General features: G+C 35.2%; 25 protein-coding genes. 11 read left to right on the forward strand and 14 right to left on the reverse strand.

The window, feature by feature from the left end; genetic code table 11:
* Positions 1–73: 73 nt before the first annotated feature.
* Together JNL75_03215 and JNL75_03220 are read right to left on the reverse strand one after the other, a co-directional pair.
* On the reverse strand, positions 74–1,069 hold the full coding sequence (locus tag JNL75_03215) for an AI-2E family transporter (protein ID MBL7788829.1): 996 nt from the start codon (positions 1,067–1,069) through the stop codon (positions 74–76).
* 270 nt (positions 1,070–1,339) lie between these two features.
* Positions 1,340–2,560: a phosphoglycerate kinase gene (locus JNL75_03220; GenBank protein MBL7788830.1), complete on the reverse strand. Its 1,221-nt coding sequence runs from the start codon at positions 2,558–2,560 to the stop codon at positions 1,340–1,342.
* 153 nt (positions 2,561–2,713) lie between these two features.
* On the opposite strand from JNL75_03220, the gene JNL75_03225 reads away from it, so the two are divergent.
* The 6 genes from JNL75_03225 to JNL75_03250 all read left to right on the forward strand — a co-directional run bounded on the left by JNL75_03225 (position 2,714) and on the right by JNL75_03250 (position 9,285).
* Positions 2,714–3,982 carry an oligosaccharide flippase family protein gene (locus tag JNL75_03225; GenBank protein ID MBL7788831.1) on the forward strand — a complete coding sequence of 423 codons (1,269 nt, stop codon included), beginning with the start codon at positions 2,714–2,716 and terminating at the stop codon, positions 3,980–3,982.
* Complete coding sequence (locus JNL75_03230; GenBank protein MBL7788832.1) at positions 3,979–4,695, forward strand: type III pantothenate kinase; 717 nt, start codon at positions 3,979–3,981, stop codon at positions 4,693–4,695. The genes JNL75_03225 and JNL75_03230 overlap by 4 nt, the downstream gene beginning before the upstream one ends.
* Positions 4,688–5,950 carry a hypothetical protein gene (locus JNL75_03235; protein MBL7788833.1) on the forward strand — a complete coding sequence of 421 codons (1,263 nt, stop codon included), beginning with the start codon at positions 4,688–4,690 and terminating at the stop codon, positions 5,948–5,950. Before JNL75_03230 ends, JNL75_03235 begins: the two co-directional genes overlap by 8 nt.
* A gap of 30 nt (positions 5,951–5,980) precedes the next feature.
* Positions 5,981–6,511 (forward strand): LPS export ABC transporter periplasmic protein LptC, encoded by a 531-nt coding sequence (gene lptC / locus JNL75_03240; GenBank protein ID MBL7788834.1) that lies wholly within the window; start codon positions 5,981–5,983, stop codon positions 6,509–6,511.
* A 153-nt stretch (positions 6,512–6,664) separates the two neighbouring features.
* Entirely contained in the window at positions 6,665–8,179 is a 1,515-nt protein-coding gene (locus JNL75_03245) for a 2,3-bisphosphoglycerate-independent phosphoglycerate mutase (protein MBL7788835.1), read from the forward strand.
* Positions 8,180–8,193: 14 nt separating this feature from the next.
* Positions 8,194–9,285, forward strand: a complete 1,092-nt coding sequence (locus tag JNL75_03250; protein ID MBL7788836.1) for a hypothetical protein — start codon at positions 8,194–8,196, stop codon at positions 9,283–9,285.
* 11 nt (positions 9,286–9,296) lie between these two features.
* Here JNL75_03250 and JNL75_03255 read toward each other — a convergent pair whose 3' ends face one another.
* On the reverse strand, positions 9,297–9,587 hold the full coding sequence (locus JNL75_03255) for a helix-turn-helix transcriptional regulator (GenBank protein ID MBL7788837.1): 291 nt from the start codon (positions 9,585–9,587) through the stop codon (positions 9,297–9,299).
* Positions 9,588–9,766: 179 nt separating this feature from the next.
* On the opposite strand from JNL75_03255, the gene JNL75_03260 reads away from it, so the two are divergent.
* From JNL75_03260 to JNL75_03275, 4 genes are read left to right on the forward strand one after another with little or no spacing between them, the layout of a single operon-like run.
* Complete coding sequence (locus JNL75_03260; GenBank protein ID MBL7788838.1) at positions 9,767–10,624, forward strand: type 1 glutamine amidotransferase domain-containing protein; 858 nt, start codon at positions 9,767–9,769, stop codon at positions 10,622–10,624.
* Entirely contained in the window at positions 10,624–11,286 is a 663-nt protein-coding gene (locus JNL75_03265) for a hypothetical protein (protein MBL7788839.1), read from the forward strand. Before JNL75_03260 ends, JNL75_03265 begins: the two co-directional genes overlap by 1 nt.
* Positions 11,287–11,289: 3 nt before the next feature.
* The gene (locus JNL75_03270) at positions 11,290–12,222 is read left to right on the forward strand and encodes a hypothetical protein (protein ID MBL7788840.1); all 933 of its coding nucleotides are present in this window, start codon (positions 11,290–11,292) and stop codon (positions 12,220–12,222) included.
* Between the two features lie 11 nt (positions 12,223–12,233).
* The gene (locus JNL75_03275) at positions 12,234–12,848 is read left to right on the forward strand and encodes an NAD(P)-binding domain-containing protein (protein ID MBL7788841.1); all 615 of its coding nucleotides are present in this window, start codon (positions 12,234–12,236) and stop codon (positions 12,846–12,848) included.
* A gap of 17 nt (positions 12,849–12,865) precedes the next feature.
* Here JNL75_03275 and JNL75_03280 read toward each other — a convergent pair whose 3' ends face one another.
* The 11 genes from JNL75_03280 to JNL75_03330 all read right to left on the reverse strand — a co-directional run bounded on the left by JNL75_03280 (position 12,866) and on the right by JNL75_03330 (position 19,284).
* Positions 12,866–13,561, reverse strand: a complete 696-nt coding sequence (locus tag JNL75_03280) for a DUF2490 domain-containing protein (GenBank protein MBL7788842.1) — start codon at positions 13,559–13,561, stop codon at positions 12,866–12,868.
* A gap of 4 nt (positions 13,562–13,565) precedes the next feature.
* Positions 13,566–14,366, reverse strand: coding sequence for a sulfite exporter TauE/SafE family protein (locus tag JNL75_03285; GenBank protein ID MBL7788843.1), 801 nt, complete (start codon positions 14,364–14,366; stop codon positions 13,566–13,568).
* A 3-nt stretch (positions 14,367–14,369) separates the two neighbouring features.
* Entirely contained in the window at positions 14,370–14,669 is a 300-nt protein-coding gene (locus JNL75_03290) for a winged helix-turn-helix transcriptional regulator (GenBank protein ID MBL7788844.1), read from the reverse strand.
* Positions 14,670–14,681: 12 nt separating this feature from the next.
* The gene (locus JNL75_03295) at positions 14,682–15,179 is read right to left on the reverse strand and encodes a YeeE/YedE family protein (protein ID MBL7788845.1); all 498 of its coding nucleotides are present in this window, start codon (positions 15,177–15,179) and stop codon (positions 14,682–14,684) included.
* Positions 15,180–15,189: 10 nt separating this feature from the next.
* Complete coding sequence (locus JNL75_03300; protein ID MBL7788846.1) at positions 15,190–15,750, reverse strand: YeeE/YedE family protein; 561 nt, start codon at positions 15,748–15,750, stop codon at positions 15,190–15,192.
* Positions 15,751–15,761: 11 nt separating this feature from the next.
* Entirely contained in the window at positions 15,762–16,070 is a 309-nt protein-coding gene (trxA, locus tag JNL75_03305; protein ID MBL7788847.1) for a thioredoxin, read from the reverse strand.
* Positions 16,060–16,935, reverse strand: coding sequence for a methyltransferase domain-containing protein (locus tag JNL75_03310; GenBank protein ID MBL7788848.1), 876 nt, complete (start codon positions 16,933–16,935; stop codon positions 16,060–16,062). Before JNL75_03310 ends, trxA begins: the two co-directional genes overlap by 11 nt.
* Positions 16,928–17,149: a hypothetical protein gene (locus JNL75_03315; protein MBL7788849.1), complete on the reverse strand. Its 222-nt coding sequence runs from the start codon at positions 17,147–17,149 to the stop codon at positions 16,928–16,930. Before JNL75_03315 ends, JNL75_03310 begins: the two co-directional genes overlap by 8 nt.
* Complete coding sequence (locus tag JNL75_03320) at positions 17,137–17,337, reverse strand: DUF2892 domain-containing protein (GenBank protein ID MBL7788850.1); 201 nt, start codon at positions 17,335–17,337, stop codon at positions 17,137–17,139. Before JNL75_03320 ends, JNL75_03315 begins: the two co-directional genes overlap by 13 nt.
* A 169-nt stretch (positions 17,338–17,506) precedes the next feature.
* A complete protein-coding gene (locus JNL75_03325) occupies positions 17,507–17,779 on the reverse strand; it encodes a rhodanese-like domain-containing protein (protein ID MBL7788851.1) in 273 nt (90 codons plus the stop codon).
* An 83-nt stretch (positions 17,780–17,862) separates the two neighbouring features.
* Entirely contained in the window at positions 17,863–19,284 is a 1,422-nt protein-coding gene (locus JNL75_03330) for an MBL fold metallo-hydrolase (protein ID MBL7788852.1), read from the reverse strand.
* Between the two features lie 424 nt (positions 19,285–19,708).
* On the opposite strand from JNL75_03330, the gene JNL75_03335 reads away from it, so the two are divergent.
* Positions 19,709–20,416 (forward strand): hypothetical protein, encoded by a 708-nt coding sequence (locus tag JNL75_03335; protein MBL7788853.1) that lies wholly within the window; start codon positions 19,709–19,711, stop codon positions 20,414–20,416.
* Position 20,417 lies beyond the last annotated feature (1 nt).

A 20,417-nucleotide genomic window follows, 5' to 3' on the forward strand; every position in this document is an offset into this window, starting at 1 on the left:
TGTTTTAGAGAAAGAGTCTTTCTATGATTATATCACAAAGATAGCGATAGGATATTTAAAATCAAAGAAAATCTCACCGATACTCCTCTCGATAAATCCTTATCAAGATAAGCAAAAGTGATATCAGCAGCGGACCGAAGATGATTCCCAAAAATCCGAAGATATTAAGACCTGCCATGACACCAAGAAAGGTAATCAGAGGATGCGTATTATCAAATTTTTTCATAAAGAAAATCCTAAGAAAATTATCGGCACTGCTCACTGCCGCAAAACCCCAAACAAGGATAAAAATACCGGCACTTTGCTGACCTTTAAATATCAATAAAACTCCAAGTGGAACATAGATAAGGGCTGCTCCGAAAAACGGAATCATAGATGCCAAGAAGGTAGCTAAGAACCAAATAAAAGAATGACTAACCCCCATGATGCCATAGCCTATCCAAGCTATAAGCCCCTGAAATAAAGCTACCAATGGCATCATCAATGAATTAGATAAAACGGATTGATAAGTGAGGGAATAAATACTCTCTCTATTGCTATCTTTTAATGGCAAAATGGATAACAACCCTTTGCGAATAGACGTACCATCTTTTATAAAAAAATAGAGGAGAAAATACATAATTCCTATCGTAGTCAATAAATCCAATGTAGAATTGAGAACCTTAGGCGCAAAACTAGAAATCTTTAACGCTGCGGACTTGAGCATATCATCGGTGATCAGATTACTCCCCAATTTCTCATTAACTTTTTGACTTATAATCATGACCGACTGACCATAGTTTTTGAAAAAAAGAATTATCGAAGACCATTGTCCTTTGAGCACCAAAAAAAATATAGTCAATGGAATCAAAACAGCCAGCAGTGCACCGATAAAATAAATCCATTCTGCATGTTCACGTTTGATCCGACGCTTAACCATAAAATGAATAGGCTTGACACTCAAAATTGACAATACCACAGAGCCTAGCAAAGCATCAATGATAAAATATAAATTGGTAAATAATAATAGCGATAAGCCTACAATGAGAGCTATAAGAAAAGACTGCCGAAGAGCGGTATGGGATATCATAATGAATTGTTAATTTTAAATGCTTAATTTTTACTAGTTAGCAATAATTCTAATATTTTGCTCAAGGACTGTCCTTTAACACAGAGTTTTGTTTAGATTGCAGGAATGACGCAGACTCACAACAACTTCTTCATTCCTGTGAAAGTGAAGTTTAGGAATCTTCATGCTACCGATAGTCTTACTGATTCACAAAATACTTTAAACCCACCTATTAAATTCTTAAACTTAACATTATAATAGACTCTTTTCTAACATCTAATATTCTCAATTCTATGCCTCTCTCTTTATCGCTTCAATCCCAGGTAGTTTTTTCCCTTCGAAATATTCTAGCATAGCACCTCCTCCAGTGGATATAAAACTCACTTGATCGTTTAAATGAAATTGATTAATAGCTGCTACACTATCACCACCACCTATGAGAGAGAAAGCACCATGGCTCGTAGCTTCTGCTACTTTCTTAGCTATCGTCTCCGTACCCTTACTAAAATTAGACATTTCAAACACGCCCATAGGTCCATTCCATAGTATAGTTTTAGAATTTAATATTACTTTAGAAAACGATTCTATGGCATTTGGTCCAATATCCAATCCCATCCAGCCATCTTCAATATGGTCTGAATTCGCCGCCTTGATATTGGCATCATTTGAGAAATTATCGGCGATGATACTGTCTATAGGCAAATGTATTTGAACTCCTTTCTCTTTTGCTTTAGCTAATAAAGAGGTGGCTAAATCCAACTTATCTTCCTCTACCAATGATTTGCCTATCTGTCCGCCTTGGGCTTTGAAAAAAGTATAAGCCATACCACCACCGATAATGACATCATTGGCTATATTCAATAAATTTTCGAGTATCAAAATTTTATCACTCACCTTGGCGCCGCCTACGATAGCTGTAAATGGTTTTTCGGCATGCAGAAGCACTTTTTCAGCATTACTCACTTCTGCCTCCATCAAATAGCCAAACATTCGCTTGTCCTCTTTGAAGTGATGAGCCACTTGTGTCGTACTCGCATGCGCACGATGAGCAGAACCAAATGCATCGTTGATATAGACGTCTCCTAAGGTGGCTAACATTTGAGCGAAATCGTCATCCCCTTTTGTTTCTTCTCCGTAGAACCTAGTATTTTCCAGAAGTAATGCTTGACCTGCGTCTAGGTTTTTGGCTAATTTATAGGCTTCTTCACTACCACAATCGTCGGCAAAGAAAACTTCTCTTCCAAGCAATTTAGACAAATGCGAAACCAAGTGTCTGGTGGAATATTTCTCTTCTGCCCCCAGTTTTACAGATTGTAGATTGGATTTTGGGCGACCAAAATGAGTCATAATGATAGCTGCACCACCATCTTTCAGCACTTTATTGATAGTAGGTAAGGCCGCTTGAATACGGGTATCATCCGTGATTTCAAATTTATCATTGAGTGGCACATTAAAGTCGACTCGTATAAGCGCTCTAAAGTTTTTAAAATTAAAAGAATCAATTTGGGACATAATCTTTGAAACGTATTTTGGGCAAAAATAAGGAAATGAGAATTACTGAAATGTTTAGTTTTCTTCGTCGGTTTGCATTTCAAAACTTTGAACTACAAGATTCGGGTTCAACTTGAAACTAGATACTTACAACTAATTCCCTATTTTTACCCTGTGAAGTTAACGCAATATTTCAAGAACTTATCCTTACTCTTTGTTATCAATTTCGCTGTAAAACCTATATGGGTATTCCTTATAGACCGAAAGTTTCAGCTCACACTAGGCAAACAAGCTTATGGACAATATTTTGAATTTCTCTATTTGATCTATATTTTCGCATTGGTCTTAGACCTTGGTTTACATAATTTTACAGTAAAGTCTATCTCTGAATGGAAAGAAAATTATAAAAATTACACCGCAGAATTATGGATAAGTAAAGGTATTTTATCTGCTTTATTCCTTGGTATTGTCCTTATTTATTCGTTGACACAAATCAGCGATTCAAATCATAAGTGGATTTTCTTTTTAATAGCTATAGAAATGCTCAGTTTCTCTCTTTACCAGTTTTTGAGAACCTTTGTGCAGGGTTTGCAAATGTTAAAGCTAGATAGCTTTCTCAGCAGCTTCGATCGGATTATACTCATACTTTTTGGTGGTGGCATTTTAGCGATGATACACAATGGATTTCAAATCTCTATTTACCACTTTATCTTTTTCCATATTGCTGCCTATATTTTTTGTTTTCTTGTAGTAGGTTTTGTGCTCAGAAAAAAAATTTCATTCACCATAGATAGTTATTCACCTAAACAACTTATAGAAATTATCCATAAGGGTTGGCCTCTGATTATCATAGTTTTATTTATGACTATTTATTCTCGTATAGATGTGGTATTACTAGGGAAAATGCTTCCCAATGGAGCTGAACAATGCGATGTTTTGGCTCTATCCCTTCGCATTATTGATAGTGCCTTCAATGTGCTAGCTTTACTAAGTGTATTTTTGCTCCCTACTGTGGCTTATAACTATACAGAAGGGAATCTCGTTTATGTCAGAAAAGTTGTTTTAATTTCTTGTGGGATAGCTACTCTTCTATCATTGGGACTGATTTTTACAAGTTTGGGTTTTGGAGATTTGATCTATGCAAAATTGTATCCACAACATACAGGCTATGAATTAGCTGTATTCAAACAGCAAGTATGGTGCACCTTGGGTGTTGGCTGGATGTACGTCTTCGGTTCTTATCTCACAGCTACTGAGAGATATAAAGAATTGATTGTAATTGTAGCTATTGGAGTCTTGCTAAGCCTATTATCGAATATTTACGCTATCCCTAGATACGAAGCAATGGGAGTAGCCATTACATCTAGCTTTGTTCAACTTACTATGGGGATTCTTCACCTTTTGGTGGCTATGTATTATTTATTCAGAAAACCTAGTCTATGAATTTGATAGTAGAGATAGGAAATACTAATATTAAGCTCGCACTCTTCGAAGGACGCGAACTGAAGCATCTATGGGTGGGACGAGAAGTAGATCATATATGGGAAGAATTAAAAGATTTTAAAATTCAAAATGCTATACTCTCAGGCTCTGGTAATACTGATATATTATGGTGGAAGGAGATTCAGGCAGAAAAAAAATTAGTATTCACGAGAGAAATGCTTAAAAACATTCAATATGAATATCGAACTCCACAGAGCTTAGGAACAGATAGACTCATCAATGCTTGGTATGCTAACCTGCTTTTTCAGAATATGGATAATTTGGTGATAGATACTGGCACCTGTATCACATTTACCCTGATAAACAATGCATCTCAGTTAATAGGAGGGTCCATTTCCCCTGGCATAGCGCTCCGTGCCCACAGTATGCACGAATACACGGATAAATTGCCGCTCATTGAATTAGATAAAAACCGAGCTCCAGAGCTCATTGGCATGGATACACAGGCGAGCTTGTTCAGTGGAGTTATACTCGGGACTCAATTCGAGATTGAAAAAAGAATTGAGGCCTATTTATCGCTTTACCCTAATTTAAATATTATTATGACAGGCGGAAGCACTCAATTCTTTGAAAATAAACTAAATTATAAGATATTTGCAGATTATCATTTTACCTTAAAAGGTTTGAATGAAATACTTTTAACCAATGAATAAAATTTATATAGCTCTCACGAGCCTAATTATAGCGTCTCAAGGACTTCATGCACAACTTCGAAGTTTGACTTCCGCATCAGATTTAGGTCGATTGAACTCAAGTGTGTTTTCACAGAACAGATTTTCTGGTCAGCTCTCCGCAGCCTATGTAGGAAATTTAGTTACCAATTTTCAAAATCCTGCCAGTTATGCTGATGCTAGTTTGACTAATATTGAGGTAGGGGCTTATAGTATTTCAGGGGGTTATCACATTGGCGATAGTACCCTTCGCTCTGGCGGCCTTGGCATCAACCATTTTGCTATGTCATTTCCTTTAACAACTGGTAAAAGTGGGCTATGTCTTGGCTTTATGAGAAGTGCAAATACGAATTATGGACTTCAAAACATTGGACAAGATCCCGTTTTTGGACAATTTTCAAATCAAAGAATAGGCAGTGGTAATACTTATCAGGTATTCGCAGGTGCAGGATTCAGAATTAAAAACTTCAAGGTTGGAGCTAATTTAGGAATAAGCTTTGGACAGGTCGAGCATAGAAACGATTTCGTTTTTCCTGATTCCGCACTCTTGCCAAGAATTGCCAGCAAAAACACCATTTCAGAATTTGGTATTCAGTATACGCTAGGGGCTCAATATGAATTAGAAGCATCTAAAAACAGACAATTTATCCTTGGAGGTTATTATAGCTCTTCTTTTTCTAAATCTGGCACCAATGAACTTAAAAAACAAAATATTTTTGACCGCTCAGGAGTCTCAGAATTTGTCACTTTAAAGGATTCCAGTTCTAACATAGATTTGCCACAGTATAGTAAAATAGGACTTGGGGTCAGTATGATACAGAACAAGACAACACTCTTTGGAGCTGAGTTCAACCTTGAAAATTTTTCTAACTTCAGATCTATCATCGATGGTCAAAATCTACAGAACGCTTGGCATTTTCACTTAGGTGCAGAACACAAACCATTTATGAATAGAGACGTGGATGCTCGAAAATATTTTAATAGATTGACCTACAGAGTAGGAGCTGTGGTGGGAAAAAGTGAGCAAAATTTTGCTGGCACCCTCAATGACATTAGATTTATGGGAGGTGTTACCCTACCTGTATTTGGAAGAAATATAGGCTTTATCAGTCTAGGTGCAGAATATGGCATTCGCGGATTTGGAGGAGATGCCAATCAACTTTCAGAGAATTATTTAAATATACATTTGATTCTCACTTTTGCAGACAAATGGTTCATGCGACAGAAATTTGATTAATACAACCTTCAATAGGTTTTGATTAATAATATGCGCTTTTTTAAATTCACTTCTATTTTTTATCTCTGCCTTGCATGTAAAAATGATTTACAGAATACCCAGATAGAGAAAGACAATCTTAATGCAAGGACAGACGTCGGCAAAAATATCGTTGTTAACTATTCTGAGAAGAGTGTTCGTACAGCTATTCTTAATGCTCCTACAATGGTGAAGCAGGAAGACACGGCTTATAAAACATATTTTCCAGATGGTATAGAATTGAAGCTATATGATAGTCTCGGAAATATTAGTAGTACCATGACCTCAAAATATGGCGAACATGACCATAAGACGAATCAAATGAAAGCGCGAGATAGTGTACTAGTGGTCTCGGCAGATGGCAGAATTTTGAAATCCCAAGAATTAATATGGATGGAAAATGAACGTAAGATGCAATCCTATGGTCAAGTAGAAATTCGCAATGGAAATGAAATCATTTACGGCGATACTCTTTTTGCTGATGAGAATCTCAAACGCTATGTGGTAAAGAAGATAAGAGGGATAGTGAATGTAACGAAATGACAATTTGAAAATGGATTAATTTGAAAATGTGACAATGTGTTGTTGTGATAAGGTGATAATGAGTCCCGATAACTATCTGGATTGAAAATGTGAAAATACTTTATGTCTTGGTGGCTAAATAATAATAATAATAATTCGTGAATTCGTGGCGTTATGACAAAAAATGAAAAATGTTTACTCCTTATTCTCGACGGTTGGGGTACCGCCAAGGAAGATGAAATCAAAGGCAGCGCTATAGATAACGCTGGACCTCTTTATTTTCATGAATTGAAAAATAAATATCCGAATGCCTCATTAGTGACTTATGGAGAAGAAGTCGGACTACCACATGGTCAAATGGGCAATAGCGAAGTAGGGCACCTCAATATCGGTGCAGGTAGAATCGTCTATCAAGAACTACAGCGAATCAATGTGGCAATCGCTTCTGGTGAATTAAAAAATCATTCCGTACTGAAAAATACATTTCGATATTGTCTTGATAATAATAAAAAATTGCACCTTATCGGACTCTACTCTGATGGCGGTGTGCATAGTCATACATCGCACTTCAAGGCTGCGATTGAATATGCAGAAGCCTTTGGATTAGACAATATTTTAGTCCATGCATTTACCGATGGACGCGATTGTGACCCTAAGAGTGGTAAAGAATTAATAGAAAATTTAGAAGATTTTTTAGTTCTAAAGAAAACCAAATTAGCATCTGTCTGTGGACGCTATTATGCAATGGACAGAGATAAGCGCTGGGAACGCGTGAAACTAGCCTATGATTTATTAGTGCATGGACTAGGTGAGGAAACAAATAATGCAGCTGAGACCATAGAACAAAGATATCTTGCAGGCGAAACAGATGAATTTATCAAGCCTTTTAAAACACAGTATTTTCAGGCTATACAAGAAGGAGATGCGGTTGTTTGCATTAACTTTAGAACAGATAGATGTCGTGAGATAACTCAAGTCTTGACCCAAAAAGCATTTGAAGATTTTGAAATGACCCCTTTCCAACTTCACTATACAACTATGACCGAGTATAGCAAAGATTTTGAAAATGTCAATGTCATTTTCAGAAATGATAATCTCCAAAATACACTTGGGGAGGTTATTGCTAAAAATAACTTAACACAGCTCCGCATGGCGGAAACAGAAAAATATCCGCATGTGACTTTCTTTTTCTCTGGTGGGCAAGAACAACCATTTGCTGGTGAAAATAGAATTTTGATTCCATCACCTAAGGTGGCGACCTATGATTTGCAACCAGAGATGTCTGCCTTTGAAATTAAAAACAAACTCCTAGTAGAATTGCAAACTACACAACCGGATTTTATCGTTGTCAATTTCGCCAATACCGATATGGTAGGTCATACGGGGGTATTCGAAGCAGCAGTCAAAGCGACGCAAGCAGTTGATGCCTGTTTACAAGAAATTGTACCACTTGCACTAGAAAAAAATTACCATATTCTCATTATCGCAGACCATGGAAACTCAGACTATATGCTCAATCCAGACGGAAGCCCAAATACTGCGCATAGTATGAACCTCGTGCCAATAATTTATGTCTCTAATTCTCCTCGAGAAATTAAAGCAGGGAAATTAGGCGATGTCGCACCTACAATTCTAAAGGTGATGAATATTGATAAACCAGCAGAGATGGAAGGGAATGAGTTGATCTAAATAAATATACGTATATGAGACATTTAATACTGCTCTATTTAGCCCTATTCATTTCTAATTCTTATTGTCAAGTCATGCCATTAAACCTTGGCAAATTGCCAGAAAGACTTAAAGAAAGTTCAGGCCTAATTTGTGGCGATAACAATACATTCTGGACACATAATGATGGCGATGATAGCGGATATATTTATCAGTTAAATAATAGTCTCGAAGTAATCAAAAAATTGAGAATCACTAACTCTTTGGATAGAGATGTAGAAGAAATAACGCAAGATGAAAATTACTTCTATATAAATGATATGGGGAATAATAGCAACAAAAGAAAGGATTTAAGAATTTATAAAATAGCTAAAAAAGATGCTTATCTATTGGATTCGGTAAAGGCAGAAATAATTGAGTTTTCTTATGAAGACCAAGATTCCTTTCCTCCGTCAAGAGAGAATATGAACTTTGATTGCGAAGCATTTTTTGCACTAGATACCTCCTTGTACTTATTCTCTAAAAATCGGGGCAGGTCAAGTTTCTCAAAAATATATCGCTTACCAAAGACTAGTGGAAAATATGAAGCAAAAATTATTGATAGCTTTCAAACAGGAATGTGGGTCACAGCCGTTGCTATTAGTCCTAATCAAAAGCAAATCGCAATTCTTGCAGGCAATATTATATATCTAATTACAGATTTTACTCCTAATTATTTTTCTAAGGGTGGGGTAAGCAAGTTTATTGTGCCTTATTCGCAAAAAGAAGCCATTGCTTTTAGAAATGAAAAAACACTTGTACTGTCTGACGAGAGAAATGACTCTACTGATGGCTGTATTTATCAGATAGAAATAACAGATTCGATTCGTCGAAATCTATGTTTTCATAATTTTTATACAGATCCAATATGCACTGATAGTGCATTATATTTTCTCAATTATGCCTTTAACCCAATGTTAGTGGAAGTAAAAATTGAAGACGTCAATAATAACGAAGTGATAAAAACCTCAATAAATACTAAAGTAGGTAGAAGTTCAAAACTTGCATTCAAACTATCGAAAGGACAATATAGAATTTATTTTTCAGCGGATAGGATATTGGAAAATTATCCTTTCATTATAGAATAGTGACAGAATATTTATTTCCTCTGCTCTTGTTTTTCTATCATTTTTAGTCCGTAGTTTCTAATGGATGTTATCAATTTAATTATATCCATACCTTGTTCTGTCAAGCTGTACTCTGTCTTGGGTGGTACAACTGCGTAAACTTTACGTGTAATGTATCCGTCTTCTTCTAATTCTCTTAATTGTGTAGTCAGCATTTTGTCTGAAATATGAGGTATATCTTTTCGCAATTCTCCATAACGCATTGTTTTATCTTTTAGTCGCCATAAAATGGGTGCTTTCCAAGTACCACCTATTTGTTCCATTACTAATTGAACAGGGTTGTAATAAATTTTACCGTTGTATTTAAAATCAGGCATTGTCTGTTTCTATTGATTTTATTGACACTTACCAAAAAGTATGTATCGCACTTTTGGGTTGTATACATTGCAAAGGTAGATATAGTAATGATATTTGCAACCTAAAAATTGTCAAATTTTAAAATATGGTCAAGTCAGTTTTCACTTTATTCTTGATTGTTCTAACAAGTTTAGGATTGTTAGCACAAACAAAAAAATTATCTAATAAATTAAATTCAAAAAAAATGGTAACAGAAGTAACAAGTTATGTGCATTTTCACGGTGCACCTGCCAAAGGCAAAATTTTAATGGTGGCAAGTTCACCAAGTGTAAGTAAACAAACAGGTTGGCAAATTGGTTTTTGGGCTGCCGAACTCACTCACCCACTTCGAGTATTTCAGGAAGCAGGTTATGAAGTAGAATTGGTTTCAACCGAAGGTGGAAAATTAGAAATGGACGGCTACTCTAACCCAACCGATGCAAGTGGTTATTCGGCTGGTGATGTAATTTCTTTGGGTTATATGCAACAAAAATCATTTAACGACATGTTGGCAAATACTAAAAAATTAACTGAAGTTGATGCCAAAAACTACGATGCAATTTTTTTGGTTGGTGGTCAAGGTCCAATGTACACTTTCAGAGGTAATAAAGATTTGGAAAAACTTTTTGTTGCTTTCTACGAAGCTGGCAAACCAAGTTCGGCTGTGTGTCATTCTACTACTTTATTGCTTGAAGCAAAAAAATCAAATGGTGAACTGTTGGTAAAAGGCAAAACCTGGACAGGCTTTGCAGATGCTGAAGAAGAGTTTGCAGACCAAGCTGTGGGTATGAAAATTCAACCATACAGAATAGAAGATGAAGCCAAGAAAATAGCAGGAACTACTTTTAAAGTGGCTGCCCCTTTTAGTTCTTATGCTATTGCCGATGGAAACTTAATTACCGGACAACAACAAAATAGTGGTGCAGCAGCAGCAGAATTAGTGGTAAAAGCTTTGAATAAATAATGAAATTCAATTTCAAAATTTTCTTTGTAATAATGGCGATGCTTCTTTTCAGAGGCATTGTCTTTGCTCAAATACCTGTGGAAGTTTTTGTAGGTCATAAAAAGGCAACGGCGGATATTATGTTTTTTAAGTTTCTCAAAAACAAAGAAAGAAATAATTCAAAGTTTTTATTTTTTAACCGCAACCGTGCAAGTATAGATTATGCAATGACGAAAACCACCAATTTGCCACAGTTCGGATTTACCGAAGCCATTAGTTACAACCACGAAAATTTAAAAGGCTTTGCTCCTGTTATTGTTGCAAGTATTTTGAATAAAGGTGTTTATCCAAAAGCAGGTATTCAGTTTGCAAAAATCAAAAAAGAGTACACTATTTTTAGTTGGTTGGTGACTGAAACATTGAAAGAACCGAATATTGATTTTTTCTTTTTGGCAAGATATACACCAAAGCTAACCGAAAAACTAAACTTGTTTTCACAAGTTGAATTAGTCAATGCTTTTCCAACTGTTGCGCAAAATACTTTTTCATTTACACAGCGTTTCCGTTTGGGTTTGAAGGTCAAAGAATTTCAATTTGGTGCTGGGTTAGATTTGTCGCAATTAGGCAGAGAAGATTTTATAACAACAGAAAACTTTGGTGGATTTTTAAGATATGAATTTTAGAAAATGATAGTAAAACGAAATTTTGATTTGAGAAAAGTGATTTGGAACATTCGTTTTGAAACATTAACCACTCTTTTTGTGACAATAGTCATTTTTGTATTGCATAGAAATAAAATTATTGACCTTGCTTTGCCTTTCTCAATTGCAGGAATTTTGGGTTCTGCATTGGCTATTTTTATTGCATTTAGAAACCAAAGTAGTTATGCCCGATGGTGGGAAGCCCAAACCATTTGGGGTGGCATTATCAACAATAGTAGAATTTTTGCAAGGCAGATAATTGCTAATGTAAATAATGCAATGGTCATTGGTAAAGTGTCAAAAGAAGATGCCGATGGTTATAAAAAAGAAATGATTGATAGGCAAATTGCATTTGCTCACAGTTTGCGTTTGCATTTAAGAAAGCAAAATAATTTGGCAGAATTTCAACATTTGCTTTGTGAAAAAGAGTTTGAAGAAATAAAACAAAAACAAAACCGTCCAAATATTTTATTGCACACACAAGGTTTGAGAATAAAAGAAGCAATGCAAAAGGAAATGTTGGGTGCTTTTGATAATATTAGTATGGAACCTAATTTGGCAACATTTAGCAACTGGCAAGGTGCTTGTGAACGCATAAAAAACACCCCTTTGCCTATGAATTATCAGTATTTTACTAAATTGTTTCTGTATGTTTTTATCTTTGTTTTGCCATTATGCTTGATTGGTGATTTTACAAAAATGAATATTGATTTTATGGTTGTTCCTGTGAGTTTTGTTATCTGTTTTGTGTTTGCAGTGATGAACAAAGTAGGCGAAATCAACGAAAATCCTTTTGAAAATAGTAATGCAGATATACCCATGACAGCACTGTGCAATACCATAGAAAGAGATTTGAAAGAAATGTTAGGTGAACCAATGCCTGAAAAATTGGAAGCAACAAATGGTTATTTATTTTAAAATTTAAAAGTATGAATATAGCAATTATAGGTTCTGGAAATGTAGGTGGTGCATTAGCACAACAATGGATTAAAGCTGGACATACAGTTTTAATTGGTGCAAAATTTCCTTTAAGTGAAAAAAGTATACAATTAGCAACTCAAATTGGGGAAGATAGATTTGCCACAATTGAAAATGCAGTTAAGCAGAGTGCAGTGATTTTGATAGCAACTCCACCCACTGCCATTTTTGAAATCGTGGAAAATATTGGTGATGTGTCAAACAAAATATTAATTGATGCAACTAATTCTGTAATGAAAAACCCCGAACCATACAAAACAGTCTATCATTGTCTGGCAGATAAAGCCAATGCAGAAATTGTAAAATGTTTTAACACCACCGGTTTTGAAAATATGCTTAATCCAATGTACAATCACGAAGCCATTGATATGTTTATGGCTGGCGATAGCGAAAAAGCAAAGTCTGTTGCAAAGCAATTAGCATTAGATTGTGGTTTTGGTTCTTGCATAGATTTTGGCAAGTCCGACAAAGTTGAACTTTTAGAAAAATTCGCCTTGTCTTGGATAAATTTAGCTATTATTCAAGGACACGGTAGGGATTTAGCATTTAAAGTTGTTCGTAGATAGAACTATTACTCTTACAACTACAAGCTATACATCCAATTCGTTTGAAATATGACGTTGTGAACTACTGTAGTGCTATATCTAGCTGTAGATTGAATATGTGTAACGCCTAGCTCGAGTTTGAATTTATCAGAAAGAATGATATGGGATACTAACCCAATTCTATTCTGATCGAATATATGTCTTCCGTCTACATGAATCGTATTCAAGAATAACTCGTCATAGAGTTGAATATGTAATTTTTTTGAAATGGCATAGTCAATTCCTTCACGAAAACGCAATCTGAATAAGTCCTGTTTTCTTTCAAAGATACGATACTCCCCGCCTATCCTAGTTAGGAGCGACCATGAATTATCGGCATGAATTCTATTTTCATATTGTAGATGAATGCGGTGCTCATTGACATTAGAATTAAATACATCTTCATCATTTCTAATCTGCGGATGATTGCTAAAAAAAGCGTATGGGCTAAAATTGATAGTCTCATGATTGGACAATTTGTATACTAGCCATAATCTAAAAGCATCCGTCAGAGGATATCGAAATGGACTTTCTGTATTATACAAACTCTCCATTCGATGGTGTAGTTCGATTAGTGAAGTGAACTTAGGGTTCAATTTATATTGCAGCGATGTTCTAAGCCAGAATTGCGTGTAGTCTTGGGAAAAAATCGGTTGGCATCCGAAGATTAGAATGAGGAAAATGAAATTTCTCAAAGTTCTATTTCAAAAATAATTCTTTTATAAGGATATAAATTCCCATAATAAGAACAAACCAACCAAATCCGACTTTTAGCTTAGCTCCATCTATTTTTTTGGTTAAGAAAATGCCGATAAACATTCCCATAATTGCTGCTAAAGTAAAATAGCCTATCAAATGAAAATCCATATTAGGATTCGTCTTTAAATCACCGAAGAAACCCAAAAGTGACTTGGCAGCTATGATAAGAAGAGATGTACCTACAGCCAATTTTATAGGTATCCTAGCTAGCAAGACCAATGCAGGAATGATTAAAAATCCGCCACCTGCCCCTACTAACCCTGTTAAGACACCTACAAAAGTACCTTCGAGAAATATCATGGGGAAATTGTACTTAACATCACTGAAGTTTTTTTCATTTTTGTTGCTCGGCTTAATCATGCTGTAGGAAGCTAAAATCATAACCAAGGCAAAAAGCATCATTAAAAAAATATCTTTTGTAATGATAAATCCACCAATAGTCAATATTTCTTTAGGGATAATAGGCAATATAATGGCTCTTGTAATATATACGGCAGCTATTGATGGAATTCCAAAAATGATAGCTGTTTTCCATTCTACATTTTTCTCGATAGCATTCTTAATGCCTCCAACTAAAGCTGTGGCTCCTACTATGAAAAGTGAATAAGCCGTAGCATTGACAGGCTCTACTTTCATAATATATACTAAAATAGGAACAGTCAAAATTGAACCTCCACTTCCTATCAAACCAAGGGATATCCCTACAATCACTGCTAATAAATAACCAATAATTTCTTCCATTACTTATTTTACTTTACAATTTTCCATACAATTTAGAAGTTGAATGACTTCTTTTAATTTCAATCGATAATATACAAATTGACCTTCTTTACTACATTCTAAAATTCCTTTGTCCTTCATTTTTATTAGGTGATGAGATAATAGAGATTGTTCAATGTTCTCTCCAATAGACTTCGAAATATCTTGAACACTCAAGCCATCGGTTGTCTCTAATATTTCAACTATTTTAAGACGAATAGGATGACTAATCGCTTTTAAAACAGCGGCAATAAACTCTAATTTTTCTATAGGTAAATTCCTCATTTGCAATTTGTATTAATGGGGCAATTTATCTCTCAATTTTCCATAAACCCAAGTACCAGCTATTGCACTCAAAAGAACAACAATAACCACCGTGGCACCACTGCCAATCTGAGCATAAAGTGGACCAGGGCATGCACCTGTCATAGCCCAACCAATACCGAACAATAAACCACCGAATATTTGACCTTTGTTGAATGACTTAGGTTCTATTTTTATTTCTTCGTCTGCTATAGTTTTTATCTTGAATTTTTTTATCAAGAATACGGATAGTGCTCCTACCAAGACCGCACTACCTATAATACCATACATATGAAATGATTGCAGGCGAAACATCTCTTGAATTCTAAACCAAGAAATAATTTCAGCTTTGACAAAGACTATCCCAAATAAAATACCTACAATTAGATATTTTAGATTACTCCCAAGAGTTTCCTTTTGTTCGCTTTCATTGACGCAAATTGCATCTTGATGTCTTAGTTCACTATCTTTAAAATCCTGATAAGTATTCATTATATAAAATTTAAAGTGAAAGAATAAAAGGTACAATAAACCAAGCACTAACAAATCCACCAATCATAAAACAGATAGTGGCGACAAGCGAAGGCCATTGCAGATTGGACAAACCCATAATAGCATGTCCACTGGTACATCCACCTGCATAGCGTGTGCCAAAACCAACAAGAAAACCACCGACAACCATCATTAAAAATCCCTTGAGTGTAAACACAGAATTCCAATTAAACAAATCATTAGGCACCAGACCTGATAGATTTGTAATACCATTTTGAGCTAAAAAATTTTGCAACTCGGGATGCATCAAAATTTCTCCCGAATGAGACAAAAACATTCCAGCGATGACACCACCTATGAATATACCCGCTACAAAAAACAGATTCCAAATTTCTTTTTTCCAATTATATTGAAAGAAAGGAATATTTCCTGGTATGCAGGATGCACAGATATGTCTCAATGAAGAGGATATACCAAATGTCTTATTGCCTATAATTAATAATAGAGGCACCGTAAGTCCAATTAGCGGACCAGCAATATACCAAGGCAAAGTTTGTCTCAAAAATTCCATATAATACTAAATTAATTGTTGCTTATTACTTGATTTAAAATGTCTTCGAGTTGATTGGTATCTACTACACCAGAATGTCTCCATATTTGTTCACCTTTCAGATATATCATCAAGGTAGGAATACTCCTGATCTGAAGAAACTGAGATAAGTCTTGATTTTTTTCTGTATCTATTTTTACTATCATGGCTTTGTCTCCCATTCGCTCTTTAAGATCTACAAGTATCGGTTTCATAGCTTGACATGGACCGCACCAGTCAGCATAAAAATCTAAGAGGACTGGCTTGTCTGAATTGATTAAGTTTTGAAATTTATCGTTCATGATATAAGTTTAAAGTGGAAAGTTTAAAGTAAGGCAACCTATCAATCTTATAATCTTCATCATACGAAACCAATTCTTGCAATATTCTCACATCAATCTCATGGTCACTTACAATCAAAATTTCTTTGAAGTCTGAACTCATACTGACATTTTTTACTCCTTCCATTTTTGAATAAATCTCTGTGACGGAATTTTTACATCCATTGCAAGTAATACCTTGAAATAAATATAGATTTACCAAGACATTTATTTTTTTAAATTGAAAAATCAATTCTGTTTGCGAGCGAGGCTGTATGGAATTTGACGCTGTTTCTAGAATCTCAAAAAAGAATGCACCATGAAAAAGTTCTTCATATTCTTCTCGGCTTCCACCAAATGGCGGACTTTGCTCGAATGTTCTATTAAAAAGAAGTCCAGCTAAAATTCCGTATTCCTTTAATAAATGGTGCATTTTCCAAACATATCTTTGGCGCATACGTGTTGGTAAAGCACAGAAGAAAGTTTGCTCTAGAATTACATCATAGTTCTCATTATGCTTAAAAAAATCATCACAAATCACTTTTACTTGCGGATTTTTTGCAAATTTTTCTTTCAATAAATTACTGGCTGTTTCAGAAATATCGATCAATGTAATATCAGTAAATCCTTTACTAATTAAATACTCTGCCTCATAAGCATTTCCACAACCAGGTATTAAAATTCTAGCATTTTTATTTTCTATCGTCTCAATAAATGAAACTAAGGGTGGGGCAGGCATTCCTAAATCCCAACCAGTAGTTTGACTTTTCCATTGATTATCCCAATATTGTGCATCAAGTGGTCGCTCACATACCACGACACAGCAGCCATTATCTATTTTAGTCATCTGTCTTGTTTTCTTTTGGTGAATAAGTGCATGCACTGCCTTCGCAGCCGCAACCAAGATTCCATAGAGGCATTAGTGCAAAGCCAAATCCTAACATGGCTACCATCCATTGATGAGCTAGAATTCCTTGTACTAGAAGTAATATACCAAGGAGGAGCCTTATGACACGCATAAAGCTCCATGGCATTTTTAGTTTTTCGATTAGAACTTGCATGTATCTATTCCTAAAACTTTGTAAAGAGGGCAGAATTTAAGCAGACCAGTCACGAGCATAACGACTGCAGCAATACCTAGTACCCAGCTCAAAGTGCCAGTCACAGTTCCACTCCAGTCAAGATAGGCTAGAATAGCTGCTAATACGATTCGAACGATCATGTCAATTTTTCCTACATTTTTTGTCATAATTTATTTAGTTTAAAGGTTGATTCTTTTGCCACGAAGACACTATGTCGCCAAGTTTTTTCTGATTTATTTCATTGTGTCTTTTCACCTAAATGACTGCTTTCTTTGTCATGAAGTTGTCTAGTCTTTTTAATTCAATATTTGTGACTTCGTGTCTTGGTGGCATTTATTATATATTTTTTACTTTTTCATTGACTGCTTGCCAAGTTCCTCCATTGATCACATTAGTAAATCCATTTCTTTCTAATATAGACTTAGCTTGCGAACTTCGATTACCACTACGACAAAAAACGATAATGTTTTTCTTCCCTTTCAATTGATTCAGTGAATTCGGAATTCTATCAAGTGGTATATTGGTAGATCCTTTTACATGACCTGCATCGAATTCTTGAGGTGTTCGCACATCAACGAGATAGGCTCCTTCTTTAAGTTTTTCAGAAATATCAACGCTGCTGAAGAGACTTTTTATAAATTGAAACACAGTTTAACTTATTAAGAATTAAAAATTAAAAATTAAGAACTATCTTATAGCATGGTTGAAGGACAAACATAGTCTGAAATCTTAAACTTACCACTTTCTTTGATGGCAGAAAACCCACCTGCTACATTGATTAAATTTTCATATCCTCTCGCTTTTAGAATAGATGCAAATATGACAGAACGATAACCTCCTGCACAATGCACATAATAAGTCTTGTCTTTATCTACTTTTTTCATGCTCTCGTTTATATAATCAAGTGGAGCATTGACTGCACCTATAATATGTTCGCTAAAATTTTCTGATTGCTTTCTCACATCAAGGATATTTATAGTAGCATCTTCTGCTTCTCTTTTTGCGAATTCGTCGGCTGATACTGAAGGAACGTGATCTATCTCTTTGTTGGCTTTTTTCCAAGCATCAAATCCTCCCGCCAAATGTCCAATCGCATGATCATAGCCCACACGAGCCAATCTAGTTATGACCTCTTCTTCCCGACCAGGGTCTGCTACTACTAAGATTTCTTGTTTCACATCTGGGATTAAAGTGCCTACCCATACAGCGAAACTACCATCTATCCCTATAAATATGGAGTTTGGAACAAATCCTTCCGTAAAAATTTGAGGTGCTCTCGTATCTATAATTACTGCACCCGTTTCGTTGGCCTTAGCTTCAAACTCTTCTGGCGTTAATGCGGTCATACCATTGCTAATGACTTTTTGAATAGGGTCATAGCCTTGAATATTCATCAACACATTCTGAGGAAAATATCCTGGAGGAGGCATCAAGCCATCTAGTACTTTCTCCACAAACTCATCTTCGCTCATTTCTTGTAGTGCATAGTTTACCTTCTTTTGATTACCTAGAGTATCTGAAGTTTCCTTACTCATATTTTTCCCGCAGGCACTACCCGCACCGTGTGCAGGATATACTATTATATCATCCGCAAGTGGCATCAATTTATTTCGTAATGAATGATAGAGATGTCTCGCCAATTTATCTTGAGTCAAATCTGCTACCACTTTTTGTGCCAAATCAGGACGACCTACATCACCTATAAATAAGGTATCTCCTGTGAAAATAGCCGAATCTTTTCCTTTGTCATCTGTCAATAGATAACAGCTGCTCTCCATAGTATGCCCGGGAGTATGAATAACTTTTAGCTTTAAATCTCCAATAGCAAATACCTCGCCATCGGTAGCTATATGTGCATCAAATCCAGTAGTCATAGTAGTAGGACCATAAACTATTGTAGCACCTGTGGCCTTAGCTAAATCCACATGTCCACTGACAAAATCAGCATGAAAATGCGTTTCAAATATATATTTTATTTTCACACCGTCTTTGTTGGCTCTGTCTAAATATGGCTGAATTTCTCTGAGTGGATCTATGATGGCTGCCTCACCATTGCTAGCTAAATAATAGGCTCCCTGAGCCAAACATCCTGTATAAATTTGTTCTAAAATCATATTGTTACTTATTAGGTTATGCAAATATAAATAAATGAACATATATTCATATAAAAAAGTTTCAATAATTGCAAACTAGCCTTAAAATATTGTTTATGTATGCTTTATGTGACTATAGTTTATCACAAATTAATCATTAGAAGCCACAACGTGGCGAACTATATGATTTAGTTGTCCCGAAGAACCTTCGGGACGATTTAGAAATTGTTTCAATCCCCTACGTACGGGATTGAAATACTATTTCTTAATCGATTCTGCATTTTCTAATACGGAATATGGGTTTAAATCTACCAGCAATAAATGGAGTTTCAAGTAGGCAAAAACCGTCAATTTAACTCAATTCATTAGATTGACAATCTACATTAAACTTTGAAACACCTACTATTTAAAGAAAACAACTATTTTTGTTTACAAAGATTTAGAAATGGATAGTAAGCAAAGAGCCCAAATTATTGAAAACGCAAAAAACTTTTTCAGAAATGAGATAGTTCAAAGTCATATAGAAGGAGCTTGTGAAAGGGCAAGTAAGCTATCTGAGTATAATGTAAATCCATTTTTATTCAAGTATTTAGCAAACTTTTTAACTGGTAATGATGATTCAGAAAGTATTGCAAGAGCATTAGTACTGCCAAGAATTTTGGGGTCTTCAATTAATACTTCATTTGGTATGAAAATTCAAAATTTGATAAGTTCACTATTTCAAGGATTAGGCTCAACAACACAAGGGATTGATATCGAATTTATCGATGCTATTGATGGCAATAAAAAATATTGTCAATTAAAAGCTGGTCCTAACACAATAAATCATGATGATGTAACTACAATTATTAACCATTTTAATGGTGTACGTACTTTAGCTAGGACTAACAATCTTAATGTTGGTATAAATGATATGATTGTTGGAGTTGTCTATGGTGAAAATACGGAACTAAGCTCACATTACAAAAAAATTAGTAGTACATACCCTGTTATCATTGGTAAAGACTTTTGGCATAGACTAACTGGTAAAGATGATTTCTATTTTGAACTGATAGATGCTATTGGAGAAGTAGCTCTAGAAGTTGATGCAAGTAAAGTAGTAGATCAAACCATTCAGAAGTTAACTATCGAGATAGAAAAAAAATACAAATAGT

This window comes from Chitinophagales bacterium (genome assembly GCA_016787225.1).
Lineage (GTDB): Bacteria > Bacteroidota > Bacteroidia > Chitinophagales > JADJOU01 > CHPMRC01.

Bases quoted from the DNA above. Each gene is read 5' to 3' on its own strand.
- JNL75_03265 (MBL7788839.1), top strand. From the start codon at position 10,624: ATGAAATTCAATTTCAAAATTTTCTTTGTAATAATGGCGATGCTTCTT.
- JNL75_03310 (MBL7788848.1), bottom strand. From the start codon at position 16,935: ATGACTAAAATAGATAATGGCTGCTGTGTCGTGGTATGTGAGCGACCA.
- JNL75_03300 (MBL7788846.1), bottom strand. From the start codon at position 15,750: ATGGAATTTTTGAGACAAACTTTGCCTTGGTATATTGCTGGTCCGCTA.
- lptC (MBL7788834.1), top strand. From the start codon at position 5,981: ATGCGCTTTTTTAAATTCACTTCTATTTTTTATCTCTGCCTTGCATGT.
- JNL75_03255 (MBL7788837.1), bottom strand. From the start codon at position 9,587: ATGGAACAAATAGGTGGTACTTGGAAAGCACCCATTTTATGGCGACTA.
- JNL75_03250 (MBL7788836.1), top strand. From the start codon at position 8,194: ATGAGACATTTAATACTGCTCTATTTAGCCCTATTCATTTCTAATTCT.
- JNL75_03275 (MBL7788841.1), top strand. From the start codon at position 12,234: ATGAATATAGCAATTATAGGTTCTGGAAATGTAGGTGGTGCATTAGCA.
- JNL75_03330 (MBL7788852.1), bottom strand. From the start codon at position 19,284: ATGATTTTAGAACAAATTTATACAGGATGTTTGGCTCAGGGAGCCTAT.
- JNL75_03320 (MBL7788850.1), bottom strand. From the start codon at position 17,337: ATGACAAAAAATGTAGGAAAAATTGACATGATCGTTCGAATCGTATTA.
- trxA (MBL7788847.1), bottom strand. From the start codon at position 16,070: ATGAACGATAAATTTCAAAACTTAATCAATTCAGACAAGCCAGTCCTC.
- JNL75_03260 (MBL7788838.1), top strand. From the start codon at position 9,767: ATGGTCAAGTCAGTTTTCACTTTATTCTTGATTGTTCTAACAAGTTTA.
- JNL75_03230 (MBL7788832.1), top strand. From the start codon at position 3,979: ATGAATTTGATAGTAGAGATAGGAAATACTAATATTAAGCTCGCACTC.
- JNL75_03295 (MBL7788845.1), bottom strand. From the start codon at position 15,179: ATGAATACTTATCAGGATTTTAAAGATAGTGAACTAAGACATCAAGAT.
- JNL75_03235 (MBL7788833.1), top strand. From the start codon at position 4,688: ATGAATAAAATTTATATAGCTCTCACGAGCCTAATTATAGCGTCTCAA.
- JNL75_03215 (MBL7788829.1), bottom strand. From the start codon at position 1,069: ATGATATCCCATACCGCTCTTCGGCAGTCTTTTCTTATAGCTCTCATT.
- JNL75_03245 (MBL7788835.1), top strand. From the start codon at position 6,665: ATGACAAAAAATGAAAAATGTTTACTCCTTATTCTCGACGGTTGGGGT.
- JNL75_03285 (MBL7788843.1), bottom strand. From the start codon at position 14,366: ATGGAAGAAATTATTGGTTATTTATTAGCAGTGATTGTAGGGATATCC.
- JNL75_03290 (MBL7788844.1), bottom strand. From the start codon at position 14,669: ATGAGGAATTTACCTATAGAAAAATTAGAGTTTATTGCCGCTGTTTTA.
- JNL75_03315 (MBL7788849.1), bottom strand. From the start codon at position 17,149: ATGCAAGTTCTAATCGAAAAACTAAAAATGCCATGGAGCTTTATGCGT.
- JNL75_03220 (MBL7788830.1), bottom strand. From the start codon at position 2,560: ATGTCCCAAATTGATTCTTTTAATTTTAAAAACTTTAGAGCGCTTATA.
- JNL75_03270 (MBL7788840.1), top strand. From the start codon at position 11,290: ATGATAGTAAAACGAAATTTTGATTTGAGAAAAGTGATTTGGAACATT.
- JNL75_03335 (MBL7788853.1), top strand. From the start codon at position 19,709: ATGGATAGTAAGCAAAGAGCCCAAATTATTGAAAACGCAAAAAACTTT.